Source organism: Advenella mandrilli, from assembly GCF_016595155.1.
Lineage (GTDB): Bacteria > Pseudomonadota > Gammaproteobacteria > Burkholderiales > Burkholderiaceae_B > Advenella > Advenella mandrilli.
Genome location: NZ_JAENGP010000009.1, coordinates 124,683 through 141,607 on the forward strand (window position 1 = coordinate 124,683; position 16,925 = coordinate 141,607).

16 protein-coding genes are annotated in these 16,925 nt (G+C 51.1%); 9 read left to right on the forward strand and 7 right to left on the reverse strand.

The genetic code is table 11. From position 1 onward, the window contains the following. Positions 1-4: 4 nt before the first annotated feature. Positions 5-454, forward strand: coding sequence for a periplasmic heavy metal sensor (locus JHL22_RS09055; protein ID WP_200236190.1), 450 nt, complete (start codon positions 5-7; stop codon positions 452-454). Between the two features lie 73 nt (positions 455-527). On the opposite strand, the gene JHL22_RS09060 is transcribed toward JHL22_RS09055, so the two are convergent. The 6 genes from JHL22_RS09060 to JHL22_RS09085 form a co-directional block, all read right to left on the reverse strand. Then, the gene (locus tag JHL22_RS09060) at positions 528-1,247 is read right to left on the reverse strand and encodes an LrgB family protein (protein WP_200236192.1); all 720 of its coding nucleotides are present in this window, start codon (positions 1,245-1,247) and stop codon (positions 528-530) included. After that, the gene (locus tag JHL22_RS09065; RefSeq protein ID WP_200236194.1) at positions 1,237-1,620 is read right to left on the reverse strand and encodes a CidA/LrgA family protein; all 384 of its coding nucleotides are present in this window, start codon (positions 1,618-1,620) and stop codon (positions 1,237-1,239) included. The genes JHL22_RS09060 and JHL22_RS09065 overlap by 11 nt, the downstream gene beginning before the upstream one ends. A gap of 63 nt (positions 1,621-1,683) precedes the next feature. Further along, positions 1,684-2,562 (reverse strand): response regulator transcription factor, encoded by an 879-nt coding sequence (locus JHL22_RS09070; protein WP_329610658.1) that lies wholly within the window; start codon positions 2,560-2,562, stop codon positions 1,684-1,686. A 90-nt stretch (positions 2,563-2,652) separates the two neighbouring features. Then, a complete protein-coding gene (locus tag JHL22_RS09075; RefSeq protein WP_200236198.1) occupies positions 2,653-3,777 on the reverse strand; it encodes a deoxyguanosinetriphosphate triphosphohydrolase in 1,125 nt (374 codons plus the stop codon). Positions 3,778-3,783: 6 nt separating this feature from the next. Further along, entirely contained in the window at positions 3,784-4,866 is a 1,083-nt protein-coding gene (aroB, locus tag JHL22_RS09080; protein ID WP_200236200.1) for a 3-dehydroquinate synthase, read from the reverse strand. Between the two features lie 3 nt (positions 4,867-4,869). After that, positions 4,870-5,430, reverse strand: a complete 561-nt coding sequence (locus tag JHL22_RS09085; protein ID WP_200236202.1) for a shikimate kinase — start codon at positions 5,428-5,430, stop codon at positions 4,870-4,872. A gap of 156 nt (positions 5,431-5,586) precedes the next feature. Here JHL22_RS09085 and JHL22_RS09090 point away from each other — a divergent pair, with 156 nt between their 5' ends. Then, a complete protein-coding gene (locus tag JHL22_RS09090; protein WP_200236204.1) occupies positions 5,587-8,037 on the forward strand; it encodes a penicillin-binding protein 1A in 2,451 nt (816 codons plus the stop codon). A gap of 136 nt (positions 8,038-8,173) precedes the next feature. Here the strand turns inward: JHL22_RS09090 and cyaY are convergent, their stop codons facing one another. Further along, a complete protein-coding gene (cyaY, locus tag JHL22_RS09095) occupies positions 8,174-8,503 on the reverse strand; it encodes an iron donor protein CyaY (protein WP_200236206.1) in 330 nt (109 codons plus the stop codon). 37 nt (positions 8,504-8,540) lie between these two features. Between cyaY and lptM the strand changes: the two genes are divergently transcribed. The 7 genes from lptM to cydC all read left to right on the forward strand — a co-directional run bounded on the left by lptM (position 8,541) and on the right by cydC (position 16,787). Then, entirely contained in the window at positions 8,541-8,786 is a 246-nt protein-coding gene (lptM, locus tag JHL22_RS09100; RefSeq protein WP_200236208.1) for an LPS translocon maturation chaperone LptM, read from the forward strand. A 45-nt stretch (positions 8,787-8,831) separates the two neighbouring features. Then, entirely contained in the window at positions 8,832-10,124 is a 1,293-nt protein-coding gene (gene lysA / locus JHL22_RS09105) for a diaminopimelate decarboxylase (protein WP_200236210.1), read from the forward strand. A 364-nt stretch (positions 10,125-10,488) separates the two neighbouring features. Beyond that, positions 10,489-12,057 carry a cytochrome ubiquinol oxidase subunit I gene (locus tag JHL22_RS09110; protein WP_200236213.1) on the forward strand — a complete coding sequence of 523 codons (1,569 nt, stop codon included), beginning with the start codon at positions 10,489-10,491 and terminating at the stop codon, positions 12,055-12,057. An 11-nt stretch (positions 12,058-12,068) separates the two neighbouring features. Then, positions 12,069-13,229: a cytochrome d ubiquinol oxidase subunit II gene (gene cydB, locus JHL22_RS09115; RefSeq protein ID WP_200236216.1), complete on the forward strand. Its 1,161-nt coding sequence runs from the start codon at positions 12,069-12,071 to the stop codon at positions 13,227-13,229. Between the two features lie 12 nt (positions 13,230-13,241). Further along, positions 13,242-13,361 (forward strand): cytochrome bd-I oxidase subunit CydX, encoded by a 120-nt coding sequence (cydX, locus tag JHL22_RS09120; protein WP_200236219.1) that lies wholly within the window; start codon positions 13,242-13,244, stop codon positions 13,359-13,361. 13 nt (positions 13,362-13,374) lie between these two features. Next, a complete protein-coding gene (cydD, locus tag JHL22_RS09125) occupies positions 13,375-15,090 on the forward strand; it encodes a thiol reductant ABC exporter subunit CydD (protein ID WP_200236222.1) in 1,716 nt (571 codons plus the stop codon). Then, positions 15,087-16,787, forward strand: coding sequence for a thiol reductant ABC exporter subunit CydC (gene cydC / locus JHL22_RS09130; RefSeq protein WP_200236225.1), 1,701 nt, complete (start codon positions 15,087-15,089; stop codon positions 16,785-16,787). Before cydD ends, cydC begins: the two co-directional genes overlap by 4 nt. The last annotated feature ends 138 nt before the right edge of the window (positions 16,788-16,925 follow it).

Genomic DNA, 16,925 nt, shown 5'->3' on the forward strand with positions numbered 1-16,925 from the left:
CCCAATGAATACGAACTCCCTGCGTAAATTACTGATAATTTCCCTCTGCCTGAACATCGGCGTATTGGCGGCCTTGGGATGGCATTACTGGAGCGAAAGCACAAATACTGCCACAAGCCTGCCCGCCTATCTGCAACTTGATGCAGAACAGGAACAGCAATGGCAGCAAATTGAACAACCGTTCCTGACTCAATTTGGCGAGGCCGCCACTAAAATCGCGCATCATCGCAACGCCATGATTGATGCCATTTTTGCGGAACCCACCAACCGGACAGCCATTGAAACGGAGCGTGATGCCATTGCCCTTTTGCAGGAGCACCAGCAACAACTCTTAATTGAACAATTGCTCAGGGAACGGGAGATGCTTTCAGCCGAACAGCGCCAGCTTCTGCTTGGCCTGCTAAAACAGGACCAGATTCCGGTATCGGCGGTAGAGCAACTGCACCAGCATTAAGCGGCAACAGCGATGCAACATGCCATTGGCCGGCCTTGGCACGGTACCCGCCGGCAGCTTATAGTACGCCTGTTTAGAACAGGAAAAAATGCAGGGCGACCACCACCGGTACCAAAAAAGCGGTCAACAAGCCGTTCAGGCTCATGCCAAGGCCCGCAAAGGTGCCTATTTCATTGCTGATCTGGAAACCACGCGCCACGCCAATCCCGTGCGCGGTCAGACCCAGCATGAAGCCCCGGATTTCCGGTGACTCGATCCGGATGACTTTAAAAATATAACGGGCACTCATGACACCGAAGACACCGGTTCCCATGACGCCTACCGCTGCCAGCGAAGCCAATCCACCCAGTTTTTCACTAACGCCCATGGCAATCGGCATGGTTGCCGATTTGGGTGCCAAAGAAATGACCAGTACGTCTTCGGCCCCCAACATAACCGCCACCAGCACCACCGATAACACCGCCACCAGCGAGCCCGCCAGCAAGCCGCAAACCAGCGGCAACCAGGCTTTTTTGACGTGTTCAAGCTGCCTGGCCAAGGGAACGGCAAGAGCAACCGTGGCAGGACCAAGCAAAAATGAAATATATTGTGCCCCAGCCATGTAATCTTCGTAAACCACATCGGTGTACACAAGAAAAGACACAATCAGGGCGACAGACAGGGCGACGGGGTTTACCAAAGGATGAAAACGGCTTTTTTTGGCCAGCCAGGCAACCAGGGCATACACCAGCAAGGTTAGCAAAATACCAAACAACGGCGTCTTGGTAAACGGAAGCCAGAATTCATTCAACATCGGGAGCCGCCTTTTGCTGATCACGGGCTTGTTTTTCAAGGCGCTTCATGACCTTTTGCATGACCAGTGCCCCCACCGCCATGGCCAGAACGGTGCTGATGACAATGGCGGCCACCAGGGCCAGCCACTGCCCCTTAAGCAGGGTGTAAGAGGTCATGATACCTACACAGACGGGGATGAACATGATCATCATGGATCTGAGCAGTTGCTCGGACGACGCCGCAATATGGTGGTTTAACCGTGGTTCCAGCAACAGGGTGATAAACAAAAACACCATGCCCAGCACCGGCCCGGGTATTGGTAAACCCGAGAGCACCGATACCCACTCTCCCACTGCCTGAAAAAAACATAAAATGGCCAGCGTCAGTAACATTACTCCCCCCGTTTATTGTAATTTTTGATACCCAGACCATCATCTTACCGTTAACGGATATGATCAGGCGTGAACAGCCTGCCTGGCCTCTTCGACATTACCCTTGAATTTTCTGAATACAGAGGGGGAAACGCCGTAAAACTGCTGGAATGCCGTAGAAAAATTAGCCGAACTTGAATAGCCGATTTCTGCGGCAATAGTCAGGGTGCGCAGGGAGGTTTCCAGTAGCAAACGTTTTGCCTCGAGCATCCGGGTATCGCGTACAAATTCGAAAACACTGATATTAAGATGATCCAGGAAAGCCTTGGTCAGGCGTTTTTCGTGCATCCCGGCCACTTCTGCCAAATGACTGATGGAAAGTGGTTCGTTAAGGTGTTCCTGAACATATTTTTGCACAATGGATACCACCAGGGCATCATCCAGGCCGTCTTGTCCGGCCACGGGCTGAGAAGAAAAGGCGGAAAATTCATTCATGTCCTGCCCCTGATTCAAGCCTATGGATTGAATCATGCGTTTTTTACTGGCCAAAGACAAATGCACGGCGATACGTGCAACCACTTCGAAGTCGGAGCAATCGTTGGGAATGTAATCAACCGCTCCGCTACGGAACGCTTCCACCCTGTTTTCGGGATTTTCTTCCTGGCCATAGAAAATCATGGGGATGTCGTTGGTGAACGGATTGGCTTTCAGGCGGCGGCACAACGTTACGCCATTCAGTTTTGGCAACTGTATGTTTGAAAGAATCAGGTCGGGACGATTTGCCACCGCCCGTTCGTATCCCTGTAAGCCATCAAAAGCATGACTGATACGGGAGTTTTTTTCCCGCAGAATATTCATCAGTGCATTGCGTCCATGTATTTCATTATCAATAATTAATATGTGGGACAATGAAAAATCATTATTAGCTTGCATAATCGTAGGGCTTTTAAAATTTAATAACATTTGAAACGTTTCAAACTGTAAAACGACTCTCCTTTCAGATTGTTTTTGATTTTATTTATATCAAAACAAAAGTTATTAAAATAAAAACCACTAAATCAAAAACAATCTTTTATGCTCTTTAATTGCATATCGATCTGTCATTCCGGCAATATAATCGGCAATGGAACGCGCCTGCTTAAGTTCATCTGATACACGATAATCTTGGGGCAACAAACGGGGATCTTCCAGAAAAGCACTATATAAATCAGTGATAATACGCTTTGCTTTACCCGACATGCGCATGACTTTGTAATGCCGGTAAAGGTTTTCCATAAGGAACCGTTTAAGTTCGTTTGCCTGCTTTCTGATGGGGTCTGAAAATGCAACGAGCATGGGTGCATTATATACATCTTCTAGGGTTTTAATCTGAAAAGTTTTGATATTAAGTGCCGTATTTTGTGAAAGATCAACAATCAATGTGTTTATTATACGTCTGATTGTTTCTGAAATTAGCCTTTTTTCTGAAACATTTTGATATAAACCACAAACATTTTGATAATGATTTGCAAACAACTCTACCGATAACAATTGATCAATTGTTATCAAACCTGACCGAAGCCCGTCATCAACATCATGGTTGTTATAGGCAATTTCATCTGCCAGATTGGCCAGTTGCGCTTCAAGGCCAGGTTGTTTGCGCTCAATAAAGCGTCGGGCCACCTCTCCAAGGCTATGAGCATGAGAAAGGGAACAATGTTTGAGAATGCCTTCCCGGGTTTCAAAGCTCAGGTTCAGCCCGTTAAATGAGGCATAACGCTCTTCAAGCTCATCAACCACCCGCAGGCTTTGCAGGTTATGCTCAAAGCCGCCTGCTTGCGGTATTTTTTCACGCATGCAGGCATTCAGGGCATCCTGCCCGGCATGACCAAAAGGGGTATGTCCCAGGTCATGGGCCAGGGAAATGGCCTCCACCAGATCTTCGTTCAGGCGTAATGTCCTGGCCAGGGCCCGCGCAATCTGGGCCACTTCAAGACTATGGGTAAGGCGGGTCCGGAACAGATCGCCTTCATGATTGACAAAAACCTGGGTTTTGTATTCAAGTCGCCGAAAAGCGGAACAGTGAATAATCCGGTCCCGGTCACGCTGAAACGGATTGCGACTTGGATCTTCAGTTTCCCGGTGGAGCCTGCCACGGGTATCTTCGGGTTTGGTTGCATAAGGTGCCAGCGTTGTCATGTTTATTTACCCTTCCTGTGTTGTTTTCTTTAAAACCAGTATCAAGTCTTCCCGCGGCACCGTTTGGCTTTTGGCCTGGCCGATGCCTGGCATGACAATGAATTTGATTTTCCCACCTTCCGCCTTTTTATCGATTTGCATCAGTTCGATCCATTTGTCGGCGCCCAGATCAGGTGCAGTAACCGGGCAACCAATGGCCGCCACCAATGCCCTGACCCTTTCTACCTCTTCCTGTGGAAAACCGCAAACCCGCGCTGACAGCTCGGCCGCCTGCACCATGCCACAACCCACGGCTTCTCCGTGCAGCCAGGTGCCAAAACCCAGGCCGGCCTCGATGGCATGCCCAAAAGTATGACCCAGGTTCAGGATAGCCCGCATGCCGGTTTCCTTTTCATCTTCGGAAACCACATAGGCCTTGAGCTCGCAGGAACGCTGGACGGCATAGCCAATAGCTTCGGGCTCCAGTGCTTTAAGGCTGGCCACGTTTTGTTCGCACCATTCAAAAAAGGCGGCATCCAGAATGAGGCCGTATTTGATTACTTCAGCCAGGCCCGCCGCAATTTCGCGCGCGGGCAAGGTGGCCAGCACAGAAGTATCAATATCAACCGCGATTGGCTGGTAAAAAGCGCCAATCATGTTCTTGCCCATTGGGTGATTGACGGCAGTCTTGCCCCCCACCGAGGAATCAACCTGCGCCAGCAAGGTAGTGGGCACCTGGATGAAACGGATACCCCGCATATAGGTTGCTGCGGCAAAACCGCACATATCCCCGATAACGCCGCCACCCAGCGCCACAATCACGGCACGGCGGTCCAGACGCTGCTCAAGCAGCCAGGTATAAATGCTATTAAGGGTGTCCAGGGTCTTGTAGGCTTCTCCGTCGGGCACCTCGAATATGCTGATTTTTTTGCCACTAACTTCCAGTGAATGCAAAACCGTTTTTCCATATAGGCCAAACACGGTGGGATTGGTAATTAGAACCACTGAAGTGGCATCAGGGGGAATGGACGTCCCCACCTGTTGCAATAAATTGGGGGCAATATGAATGGGATAAGTGCCTCCTTCTGTGTTGACATTAACGATACTCATGCTTTACTCCTGATTTTTTTGCAACAAATTATGAATGGACTTTACCACCGACGAGATGGAGCCCGAACCCGTTTCAATGGTGATGTCGGCAACGCTTTCATAGAGCGTTTCACGTTGTGCCAGCAATTCGGCAATCCGGGCTTTAGGGTCGGGCGTTGCCAGCAAAGGCCGGTTGCGGTCTTTGGCGACCCGGCGATAGAGTTCATCGACACTGGCCTTCAGGTAAATCACGATCCCCTGACGCCGTAAAAGTGCCCTGTTTTCTTCCCTTAACACGGCGCCCCCCCCTGTGGCCAGCACGATTCCGTCAATCTGGGCCACCTCTTCAAGTACCATTTTCTCCCGGTTACGGAACCCTTCTTCGCCCTCGATGTCGAAAATGACAGGAATGCTAACCCCACACCGCCCGACAATTTCATGATCAAGATCCAGAAAATCCCGATTCATGGTTCGGGCCAGCGCCCGCCCTATTGTTGTTTTACCTGCTCCCATCATGCCCACCAAAAACACCGGCTGTCTGGTGGACAACCCGACTGGAACAGTATCATGTATTATTTCACTCATATCTTTAATAATGTCGGTAATTTGAGACTTATTTTGCACAGTTTTGCATATTATCACTTGCAACCTGGGTGATGAGCGCTAAACTGCACAATTCAGTTACAGAAACCCATGAGTTTTTCAGGAAATTCTACCCACAAAGCTTTAAAATCCCGTGTAATGAGTAAAACTACCGCACCTAAAAAAGAGAAATCGTCTTCCGGCTCATGGCTGGGACGGTTTATCATGAAATCCATCGTATTTTGCGCAGGCATCGGGCTTTGTGGCGCCTTGCTGGTGGCAATGGCTATTGGCCTTACCTGGCCAAACCTGCCCGATCTTCAGGCCATGACCGATTACCGGCCACGTATCCCGCTACGCATTTATTCCGAAGACAAAGTCCTGCTTGCCGAGTATGGCGAAGAAAGACGCAATGTCATGCGTTTCAATGAAATTCCCGATGCCATGAAATTGGCGGTTATAGCTGCCGAAGACGACAATTTCTACCATCATAACGGGGTTGACTGGTCGGGTGTCGGCCGGGCGGTATTGGCCAATATCACCTCGGGCGCAAAAGCCCAGGGCGCCAGTACCATAACCATGCAGGTGGCCCGCAACTTCTACCTGTCTTCCGAAAAGTCGTTTATTCGCAAGTTTTATGAGCTTTTACTCACCTATAAAATAGAAGACACCCTCACCAAAGAGCAAATTCTCGAACTTTATCTCAACCAGATTTATCTGGGCCATCGCGCATACGGTTTTTCTGCCGCCGCCCGAACTTATTTTGGCATTCCGCTGTCGCAAATCAGCATTGCACAAGCCGCCATTCTGGCCGGCGTGCCCAAGGCACCATCGCGTTTTAACCCCAAAACTAACCTGAAACGCGCCATCGAGCGCCAGCACTATGTTTTGGGGCGCATGCTAAAACTGAACTACATCAGCCAGGCGCAGTACGATGCCGCCATGAATGAAAAAATCCAGGTCAAGTCCCGTGACAACAGTACGCCAGAAAACCAGTTTGCCCTGCATGGCCAGTATGTTTCCGAGCTTGCCCGCCAACTGATGTACAACATCTACAAAGATAACGTTTACGGTCGTGGCCTGAATGTATATACCACCGTCAACGCCAAAGACCAGGAAGCCGCCTATCAGGCTGTTCGTGACGGGATCCTTACTTACACCCGCCGCAAACCCTATCCTGGTCCGGCCGCCCAGCTTGAATTACCCGCAGGACTTGAACAAAACCAGGAAAAAATGGAAAACTTCCTGGAGAAGGTCAGGAACGACTATCCAGACAGCAATAACCTGTACACGTATCTGGTGCTTTCAGCCAGCCCAAACAAAGTGGTTGCCATTCGTGATGCCGGCCAGCCTGTCGAGCTAACCGGTGCTTCCCTTAACAATGCAAAGCGTGCTTTGGTGGCCAAACCCAGTTCCAAGCGGCATATTATGCGAGGCTCAGTCATTTACCTGCAAAAAATCAAAGACAGCTGGACCATTATCAATATGCCCGAAGTCGAAGGGGCCTTTGTTGCCCTTGATCCCACCGATGGCGCCATCAAAGCCATGATTGGCGGATTTGATTTCAACCGGGGTGACTTCAACCGGGTTACCCAGGCATGGCGTCAACCAGGCTCAACCTTCAAGCCGTTCATTTATGCCGCAGGTCTTGAACGCGGTTTAACCCCTGAAACCAATATTTCAGACCAGCCGTTTTACCTAAGCGCGGCCAAAACCGGCAGCAAGCCCTGGACACCCAAAAACTACGGTAACAGCTACACGCATAGCCAAACCTTGCGTCAGGGTCTGTACCGGTCCAAAAACATGATTTCCATCCGTATTCTCGAGGCCGTCGGCCCCGATTTTGGCATGGAGTTCATCAGCCGTTTCGGCTTTGACCCCGCCCGACACCCCCCAAAAGGCGCCTATCTAACCATGGCACTGGGGGCCGGTAGCGTGACGCCACTGCAAATGGCCAGCGCCTATGCCGTATTTGCCAATGGCGGCTATCGCGTGAATCCCTACATTATTGATTACGTCACCGACCCCAACGGCACTGTCTTAATGAAATCCCAACCCATTAAGGCAGGTAATGAGGCCAACCGCGCGATTGACCCGCGCACGGCTTACATTATGGATGACCTGTTGCGGGGGGTAGCCCGCAATGGTACGGCAGCCAGAACCCAGGCTACGCTTAAACGCCCGGACATTGGCGGTAAAACCGGTACGACCAACCAATCTTTCGATGCCTGGTTTGCCGGCTATACACCCAAAATGGTAGGTATTGCCTGGCTTGGTTTCGACCAGCCCCGTTCCCTGGGAGACCGAGAAACCGGCGGTGGCGCTGCCATGCCCATCTGGCTTGATTACATGGCCAAGGTGCTGCCTTCCATACCCGTTACCAAACAGGGCCCCCTACCCAATGGCCTGACTAAAGCGGGCAATAACTTTTACTACTCCGAATTCCCCACTGGGCAGGCCATTGCCAACCTGGGCGTGGGCGGCAGTGGGTATGTCCCAGGTGCTGAAGAAGCCGGTGCCGCCAAACCGGCCGCACAGGGTAGCGGTGATGCAATTGGCAAGCTCATCGAGTCCTTCAATCCCCTGGGTGGACCACCCATCCGCTTCTAACAAAACAAAAAACGCTCATTTTCAAAAATATGAAATGAGCGTTTTTTGATGGCACGGTAAAACACAAGCGTCCAGGAATACCATAAAGCCTCTGGCGTGAAAAATTGACATCTACCCCGCCACGGCCTTGTTCATCTTACAGGGTAACGGTTAATTTCTGCCCGGCAATGTCAGAACACAAAGTGGCAACATTGGTCGCCAGGTCTGTACCACCACGGGTATCTTGCCATATTTGGCCGTCAAAACGATAATGGAACGCACCGCTAGGCGCCGCCACCCACATTTCCTGCAAAGGTGCCTGGCTATTAATAACCACATGCCGGGTACTGTCAAATACAAGCGTAAGCACCTGGCCACTGCGGTTCGCGTCAACATCAATATCCAGATGTTCGAACCAGCCATCAGCCTGGGCCTGAATCTTGTCTAAAATATCGTCTGCTCGTGCAAGAAATTCTGATTCAGTCATAATATCAATTCTATAAAAAATTTTTTGGAGTCGTAAATTGCCTGCGTTAACAAAATTACACCGCAGTCTTTCAATTGCATCCCTGCTTGGCTTAAGCTTGGGTCTTTCCGCCTGCGGATACAAGGCACCTCTATATTATCCTACCCAAGAACAATTACAGCAAATAGAAGCACGCGAACAAAGGATAAAGGCCCGCAAGGAAGCCGCCAGGGCAACGGCCCAAAAAGAAAAGGAGCAGGCCCGTGCCCAAAAGCAGGAACCCAAAACCAGCAACGCCCAATAATCATCCCGTTTTTCATCCCCCGTTAATTCTGATTATCAATTCGCAATGACCACACCATCCCAACTCTTACCCATCCCCGCCGGCTCACCTTTTTTTCATTATCAAAACAACACCCTGTACGCCGAAGGTGTTTGCCTGGAAACCCTGGCCCGGGAACTGGGCACCCCCCTGTATGTATACTCCCTGGCTGCACTCAAGGCAGCCTGGCAATCCTACCAAAATGCCATTGGCAGCCGTAACACCCTGGTTTGCTATGGCATGAAGGCCAACTCCAATCTGGCCGTCCTGAACGAATTTGCTAAATTGGGCAGCGGGTTTGATATTGTTTCCGGTGGCGAGCTGGCCCGTGTCCTGAAAGCAGGCGGACAAGCCGCCAAGGTCGTTTTTTCGGGTGTAGGCAAACAGGATTGGGAAATCGACGCCGCCCTTGAAGCTGGCATCAAATGCTTCAACGTAGAGTCAGTCGCCGAGCTTGAACGCATTTCTGAAGTGGCCACGCGACTGGGCAAAATAGCACCGGTTTCTTTACGTGTGAACCCCGATGTCGATGCCAAGACTCACCCGTACATTTCAACCGGTATGAAAGAAAATAAATTCGGAATCGACATTTCCACCGCACCGGCCGCCTACCAAAAAGCCAATTCCCTGCCCGGCCTTAAAATCGTAGGTATCGACAGCCATATCGGCTCACAAATTACCCAGGTCAACCCCTATCTTGATGCCCTTGACAAAACCCTGGATCTGCTTGACCTGCTTGGCCTGCAGGGAATCAAGGTTGAACACCTGGACATTGGCGGTGGCCTTGGCATCCGCTACACCGACGAAATACCGCTTGATCCCAAAGAGCTGCTAGAACCCGTTTACGAAAAACTGGCGCAACGCGGCTATGCCCATTTACAGCTAATCCTTGAACCGGGCCGTTCATTAATTGGCAATGCGGGTATCCTGCTAACGCGGGTCCAGTACCTCAAGCATGCCGAAGCCCGCAATTTTGCCATTATTGATGCCGCCATGACCGACCTGATGCGCCCGGCACTTTATGACGCCTACCATGGGTTGCTGGCCGTCAAGCCACGAGCGCAAACCCCTGACACCTACGATATTGTAGGTCCTGTTTGTGAAAGTGCCGACTGGCTGGCCAAACAGCGTACCATCGCCCTGCAGCAGGACGACATTCTGGCACTTGAATCAGCGGGTGCTTATGGCTTTGTCATGTCAAGCCAATACAACACTCGTCCGCGTGCGGCAGAAGTCATGGTAAATGGCGAACACTTCCATATTATTCGCCAGCGCGAAAAACTGGAAGACCTGTTTGAAGGCGAGCAGCTCCTGCCCTGAAACCCCTGAATCAGGTTTTATGGCAAGCCATTCTTTGACCTTTCATGCCCCCTTCACCGGGGGCATTTTCTTTTCAGCATCCCCTCACCCGATCAAGGCCTTTCGGGCCCTGATCAGCAGCCTGCCCACAGCAACATCCCGACACCTATTATTAATATTGTTTTGCTAATATATATTAATGCTTCATGCTGTCTTTTTAATATCACAGCATTTAAACATTCAGATTGCTTGATATATTCAAAACAACTTATTACCAAAAGTAAGTTATAATTAATTCTATACATTGTCATATAACTTACAAAGTATTAATATTTCTGAATGTGATTCATATCATAACCCTGCCTCTCAACTCTGGAGAATCAACATGATAGATCTGGATGTCGTCACCCTGTCGCGCCTGCAATTTGCGCTGACAGCCATGTTTCACTTTATTTTCGTACCTCTAACATTAGGCTTTGCCTTTTTGCTGGCCATCATGGAAAGCGTCTATGTCATGACTGGCAAAGACATCTGGCGTCGCATGACCATGTTCTGGGGCAAGCTTTTTGGCATTAACTTTGCCGTAGGGGTGGCCACCGGTGTCGTGATGGAATTCCAGTTCGGCATGAACTGGTCTTACTACAGTCATTATGTGGGTGATATTTTTGGAGCGCCATTAGCCATCGAAGGGCTCATGGCATTTTTTATGGAAGCCACCTTTATCGGTTTGTTCTTCTTTGGCTGGGACCGTTTATCCAAAACGGCCCACCTCATTGTTACCTGGCTGGTGGCCATTGGGGCCAATTTTTCTGCCTTGTGGATCTTAATCGCCAATGGCTGGATGCAAAACCCGGTAGGTGCCTACTTTAATCCGCAAACCATGCGCATGGAAATGACCGATTTTGCCGAAGTCGTGCTTAACCCGGTGGCACAGGCAAAATTCGTGCATACCGTCAGTTCAGGTTATGTATTGGCTTCTGTTTTCGTGCTGGGCATCAGTGCCTGGTATGTGTTACGTGGCCGCCATCTTGAAATTGCCCGCCGCTCCATGGTAATTGCCGCCAGTTTTGGCCTGGCCGGTTCCCTGTCAGTGGTCGTCCTGGGCGATGAAAGTGGTTACTTAAGCACCGAGCACCAGCAAATGAAACTGGCCGCCATGGAATCCATGTGGGAAACAGAGCCCGCGCCTGCCAATTTCAATCTGATTGCCCTGCCTAACCAGGAAGAACGCCGTAACGAGTTTGCCATTGAAATTCCATGGGCTATGGGCATTATTGGCACCCGCTCGCTAACCACCCCCTTGCTGGGCATCAATGATCTGGTAGACAGGGCAAAAATTCGTATTGCCCATGGTGTTGAAGCCTATAACGCCTTGCAAATACTGCGTGCCAACAAAGAAGACGCACAGGCACAGGCTGTTTTTGAAGCCAACTGGAAAGACCTGGGCTATGCCCTGTTGCTCAAACGTTATGTAGAAGACCTTGATTCCGCCACGCCCGCGCACATTGACCAGGCTGCATGGGATACGGTACCGCAGGTTGCGCCGCTGTTCTGGACATTCCGCATCATGGTTGCCCTGGGTTTTTACTTTATTGCTTTCTTTATTGCCGCCTTTTACCTGTCCACCAAAGACCGCCTCATCCAATCTCCACGCTTTCTGAAACTGGCGGTCTTCACGATTCCATTACCCCTGATTGCCATTGAATGTGGCTGGTTCGTGGCCGAGTTTGGTCGCCAACCCTGGATTATTGAAGGGGTATTACCCACTTTCTATGCGGCATCCGGGCTTAGTGTTACCGACCTGATCATTAGTATGCTTATCTTCTTTGTGCTTTACAGCGCATTGGCGGTACTGGGCACCAAAATGATGTGGCACACGGTCAATAAGGGTCCTGACGAAGACAACCAGCCTGACGCAAATGATTTTGCTGCCAGTGCACTTACTGCGAAATAAGGAGTAGGACAATGGAATCAATCATTCTGTTTGATTATGACACCATGCGCCATATCTGGTGGCTGCTATTGGGGGTACTGTTAATTGCATTTGCCATCATGGACGGGGCAGACCTTGGAGTGGCCATGCTATTACCCCTGGTTACCAAAACCGATGCCGAACGCCGTGTTCTTTACAATGTCATCGGCCCAACCTGGGAGGGTAACCAGGTCTGGCTGATCACCGCCGGCGGGGTTATTTTTGCGGCTTGGCCCCTGCTCTATGCCATGTCCTTCTCGGGCTTTTATCTGGCTATGATGCTGTTACTGGTCGCACTTATCCTACGTCCGGTGGCCATTAAATACCGCAGTAAACTCGAATCAGAAAAATGGCGTAAAAACTGGGATATTACCTGGTGTTTAACCGGTCTGGTTGCGGCATTGGTATTTGGCGTGGCCATTGGCAATGTCATGCTGGGCGTTCCTTTCCGTTTCGATCCCGACACCTTGCGTCCCATTTATGAAGGCAGCTTTTTTGGCCTGTTCCATCCGTTTGCCCTGCTATGCGGTTTACTTAGCATTGCCATGTTGCTGCTGCAAGGCACAACCGTATTAAGCTGGAAAACAGATGCTCGTATCGCGCAGGCGGCACAACGCTGGGCGGTCTGGTCTGGGCTTGCAGTAATTGCGCTGTTTGTAATTGCCGGTGTATGGATTACAACCGGGATTTCCGGCTACTTGATGGATGCAAGCCAGCTGACCGCAAACGATGTCTCCAACCCATTGGCAATGGGCAAGTCTGTTAACGTTGAAGCAGGTGCCTGGATGAGTGTTTACAGCGTAACACCTTTGGCCTGGATTACACCTGCCGTAGGCATTGCCGTCACGGCATTGGCCATATTGCTGGTCAAACGCAAGCCATTACTGGCTGTGCTAATGTCTTCATTAAGCATTGCAGCCATTATCTTTACCTTTGGCTTTTCCACCTATCCATTCCTGTTGCCTTCATCCCTGGATCCCTCTTCCAGCTTAACCATTTACGATGCCTCGGCAAGTCATCTGACTTTATGGGTTATGCTGCTGGTGACCATCGTCTTCCTGCCATTAATCATTGCTTATACCTCTTGGGTATTTCGTGTCATGCGCGGCAAAGTAACCCCTGAAACGGTTAACGATGCCCCTCATGCTTACTAAGGAGTCACTATCATGTGGTATTTTTCATGGGTTTTAGGTTTAGGCCTGGCATGTGCTTTTTCCATCCTGAACGCAATGTGGTTTGAATTGCGTACAATAGAAAAGAATGCCAAATCCGCAACAAGCAAATAGTGTTGAATTAACGATGTCACCGGAAACCCCCTCTAAAACAGAAGCCGCTATCCAGAGTCACTGGTTATTCAATCTCTGGAAAATGGCACCACTTGGCATGATGTGGGCCATTGGCGCTCCACTTATTGCAGGGGGGGTCCTGGTGTTCCAGGCCTGGGTTCTGGCAAAAACCCTCGACCAGGCTATTCGTTTATCGGTTGCTCCCACGCAATTATGGGAGCAAATGTTGCTGATTGGCCTGCTTATTGCCTTGCGGGCCTCTATTGTCTGGTCTGGCGAAATGGCCGCTTCCCGGGCTTCCGAACAAATCAAGCAGCAATTGCGTCAACAGTTTTTTGCGCAATTGCTGGCCCGGGGCCCCGCCTGGAGCAAACAAACACCAGCCGGTGCCCTAACCACCGCCATCCTCGACCAGGTACAGGCACTTGATGGCTATTTGCAGCGCTTTCTACCCGCGACCATTTCCGCGGTTTTTTTGCCTTTGGCATTTGCCATCGTTATTCTTCCCATCGACTGGATTGTGACACTGCTGTTTTTAATCAGTGCCCCTTTAATCCCCTTGTTTATGGCATTAATTGGCATACGTGCCGAGGCCGCCAACCAAAAGCACCAGCAGGTCTTAAGCCGTCTATCAGGTGTTTTTGCCGACCGGATTCGCGGCCTGTTCACGCTGGCGTTAATGGGTCGCACCCAGGACGAAGTCAATGCCGTCCATTCTGCCAGCAAAAGCCTAAGCGCCACCACCATGAAAGTATTGCGTATTGCTTTCCTTTCTTCAGCAGTCCTTGAGCTGTTTGCTGCCCTGGGCGTGGCCGGTGTGGCCATTTATATCGGCTTAAGTTATTTAGGCATGCTGGGTGCCCATTTTTCAGGCAATACCCTGCATCAGGGTCTGTTCTGCCTGTTGCTAGCTCCCGAAGTATATATTCCGCTGCGCCAGATGGCGGCCAGCTACCATGACCGGGCCACCGCCAAAGCAGCGGCGCAGGGATTGCATCAGTTATATGAACAATTGCCCTCACATCACGACACGACCCTGCCAGCCATCACACAATCACCCCTTATCCAGCGTCAGGCCCGTAATACTAGCGGGCTTGTATTGCAGGCACGGCAGTTTGCCCTGCAAACCCCACAAGGGCGGGATATTTTATTGCCCGCCAATTTTACCTTGCAAGTCAACCAGCCCGTCGCCTTAATGGGCGAAAGCGGCATTGGCAAAACCTCTTTGCTGGAAACCCTGGCCGGCCTGCGGCCCTATGCCAGCGGGCAGCTGGTGCATTATTTTGCCGAAAATGAATACGTATTAATTGGGCAGCAGCCCTTTATCAACCTTGGCAGCATCCGGCAGTTTTTATTGGCCGTCAACCCCCAGGCCACCGAACAACAGCTATGGTCTGCCCTTGAACAGGCGCAGGCGGCCAGTTTTGTAGCCGGCCTGGCACAAGGACTGGATACCGTACTGGGTACACGCGGGCATGGCGTATCTGGCGGACAGGCACACCGGCTGGCGCTGGCCAGGCTGTTTTTAACTGATCCGGCACTCATTATGCTAGACGAACCCACCGCCTATCTCGACGGGCAAACCCGCGATGCGGTTATTCACGCCATTTTACGTTTTGCCCGGGGCCGTGCCTTGTTAGTGGCCACCCACGATGAAGAAATGGCACAACGCATTGGCCAGGTCTGGCACATTCAAGATCAAAAAATCATTACCAAGGAAAAAGCGTGAAATTGTGGTGGCAGTTAGCCGGACCCTGGATTAAACAACATTGGCGCCTAAGCATTCTGGCCCTGTTCCTGGCTTTATCAACCGTCTTTGCCGGGGTGGGCCTGCTAACCGTATCCGGCTGGTTTTTAACTGGCGCCTTTCTGGCCGGTTCAAGCCTGGTCTTTAACCTGTTCGTCCCTTCGGCACTGGTGCGCGGGTTGTCCATGTGGCGCATCGCCTCCCGTTATGCCGAACGGGTCTGCGGTCATATGGTCACGCTAGACTTGCAGGCCGAAATCCGCACCGGCAGTTTTGCCCGACTGGCCGCCTTCAAACCGGCCCAATTGGCACAATACCGTGACGGCGATTTACTGGCCCGTTTAATTAACGACATAGAACGGCTGGACACTTTCTTTTTACTAATTATCACCCCGGTTTTTACAGCCGTCATCGCGGGGACTTTTTTCAGCCTGCTAATGGGTGCTGCGTTACCTTTGATGGGCTGGATCCTGCTTGTTGTATTATGCCTGGCAGCCGGTGTGCTGCCCTATTTGCTGGCCCGTAAAACCGCTGCGGCGGGGCTCGAAGTACAGGCCGCCAATGCCGAGTTGCGGGCCCTGGCCCATGAGGCTATTGCCGCCCATACCGACCTGCTGGTGTTTGGCGTGTCACACCTGGCACAACAACAGTTTGACCAGGCTGGCCTGCGTTTAGCAAAGGCACAACAACGGGTCACGCAGGCAGGCAGTTTCGGTGCGCTCATCCAGCAATTCTTAATGGGCGCACTGGTGCTGGCGCTTTTATGGCTAGGTGCCAATGCTCAGGCGCAACAGGAATTGTCCGCCCCGGTATGGGTGGGGCTATTGCTGGGAACCATGGGCCTGTTTGAAATTTTATCGCCCATCATGCGTGGCGCGGCAGGCCTGGGGGCCGTGCAAGCCGCTGCCCAGCGTATTCAAGACCTTACCATTGGCCCAGCAGCCAACACGCAGGCAAAGGCCGTACAGGCCCAGCCAACCGCCATTCTTCCTGCAACCGGGCCATTACACTTGCAAGACGTGTGTGTCGCCTATGAAAACCAGCCGGTTTTAAACGGGCTTGACCTTTGTGTTGACCAAGGCCAGCGTATTGCCATTCGCGGCTTAAGTGGCACAGGTAAAACCACCCTATTAATGGCCATCATGCAGGTACAGCCATTATCGTCTGGCACCATTACTTATGGCAGCGTAAATTTAACTGCGGTCAACAGCCCATTGCTTTACCAGCGCATGGCCCTGCTGTCACAACACTCACCCGTATTTATGGGCACTATTCGCCACAATCTCTTACTGGCCGACCCGCAAGCCTCTGACGAGCGTTTATGGGAAGTCCTGCAGCAAGTTCATTTAGCCAATCATATTGAACAAATTGGCGGCCTTGATGCCTGGGTAGGCGAAGGGGGCAATACCCTGTCTACCGGCCAAATTCGCCGTTTGTGTCTGGCCCGTATTTTACTGTCCAGAGCAAGCGTCTGGTTACTTGATGAACCCACCTCTGGGCTTGACAAGGCCACCGCCGACGCCTGGTTTAGCAACCTGCAGCAGGTAGCCCAAGACCGCACCGTTATTATTGTGACCCATGCCAGCTTGCCCAGTGGTGTGGTTGATGAAAACTTTATATTGGCCGGTGGACGTTTGCATCCTCAAGCACAGCAAGCGGCCAAAAAGAATACAGCATAGAAAAACCGGGTTTGAGCATTTTGCTCATTGCTCAAACAACAAAAAACGGTGGCCAACTATAGTTGGCCACCGTTTTTTTTACCCCCAACAATCCGCTTTGCATTGGGTGCCGGTTTTGCCCGCTCAAGCGAAAAAGCC

Excerpts from the sequence above, each read along its gene's own strand:
- JHL22_RS09075 (WP_200236198.1), bottom strand. The coding sequence starts at position 3,777 with ATGACAACGCTGGCACCTTATGCAACCAAACCCGAAGATACCCGTGGC.
- lysA (WP_200236210.1), top strand. The coding sequence starts at position 8,832 with ATGACCACACCATCCCAACTCTTACCCATCCCCGCCGGCTCACCTTTT.
- cydB (WP_200236216.1), top strand. The coding sequence starts at position 12,069 with ATGGAATCAATCATTCTGTTTGATTATGACACCATGCGCCATATCTGG.
- cyaY (WP_200236206.1), bottom strand. The coding sequence starts at position 8,503 with ATGACTGAATCAGAATTTCTTGCACGAGCAGACGATATTTTAGACAAG.
- JHL22_RS09065 (WP_200236194.1), bottom strand. The coding sequence starts at position 1,620 with ATGTTACTGACGCTGGCCATTTTATGTTTTTTTCAGGCAGTGGGAGAG.
- JHL22_RS09060 (WP_200236192.1), bottom strand. The coding sequence starts at position 1,247 with ATGTTGAATGAATTCTGGCTTCCGTTTACCAAGACGCCGTTGTTTGGT.
- cydX (WP_200236219.1), top strand. The coding sequence starts at position 13,242 with ATGTGGTATTTTTCATGGGTTTTAGGTTTAGGCCTGGCATGTGCTTTT.
- JHL22_RS09085 (WP_200236202.1), bottom strand. The coding sequence starts at position 5,430 with ATGAGTGAAATAATACATGATACTGTTCCAGTCGGGTTGTCCACCAGA.
- JHL22_RS09110 (WP_200236213.1), top strand. The coding sequence starts at position 10,489 with ATGATAGATCTGGATGTCGTCACCCTGTCGCGCCTGCAATTTGCGCTG.
- JHL22_RS09070 (WP_329610658.1), bottom strand. The coding sequence starts at position 2,562 with ATGTTATTAAATTTTAAAAGCCCTACGATTATGCAAGCTAATAATGAT.
- JHL22_RS09090 (WP_200236204.1), top strand. The coding sequence starts at position 5,587 with ATGAGTAAAACTACCGCACCTAAAAAAGAGAAATCGTCTTCCGGCTCA.
- JHL22_RS09055 (WP_200236190.1), top strand. The coding sequence starts at position 5 with ATGAATACGAACTCCCTGCGTAAATTACTGATAATTTCCCTCTGCCTG.
- aroB (WP_200236200.1), bottom strand. The coding sequence starts at position 4,866 with ATGAGTATCGTTAATGTCAACACAGAAGGAGGCACTTATCCCATTCAT.
- cydD (WP_200236222.1), top strand. The coding sequence starts at position 13,375 with ATGTCACCGGAAACCCCCTCTAAAACAGAAGCCGCTATCCAGAGTCAC.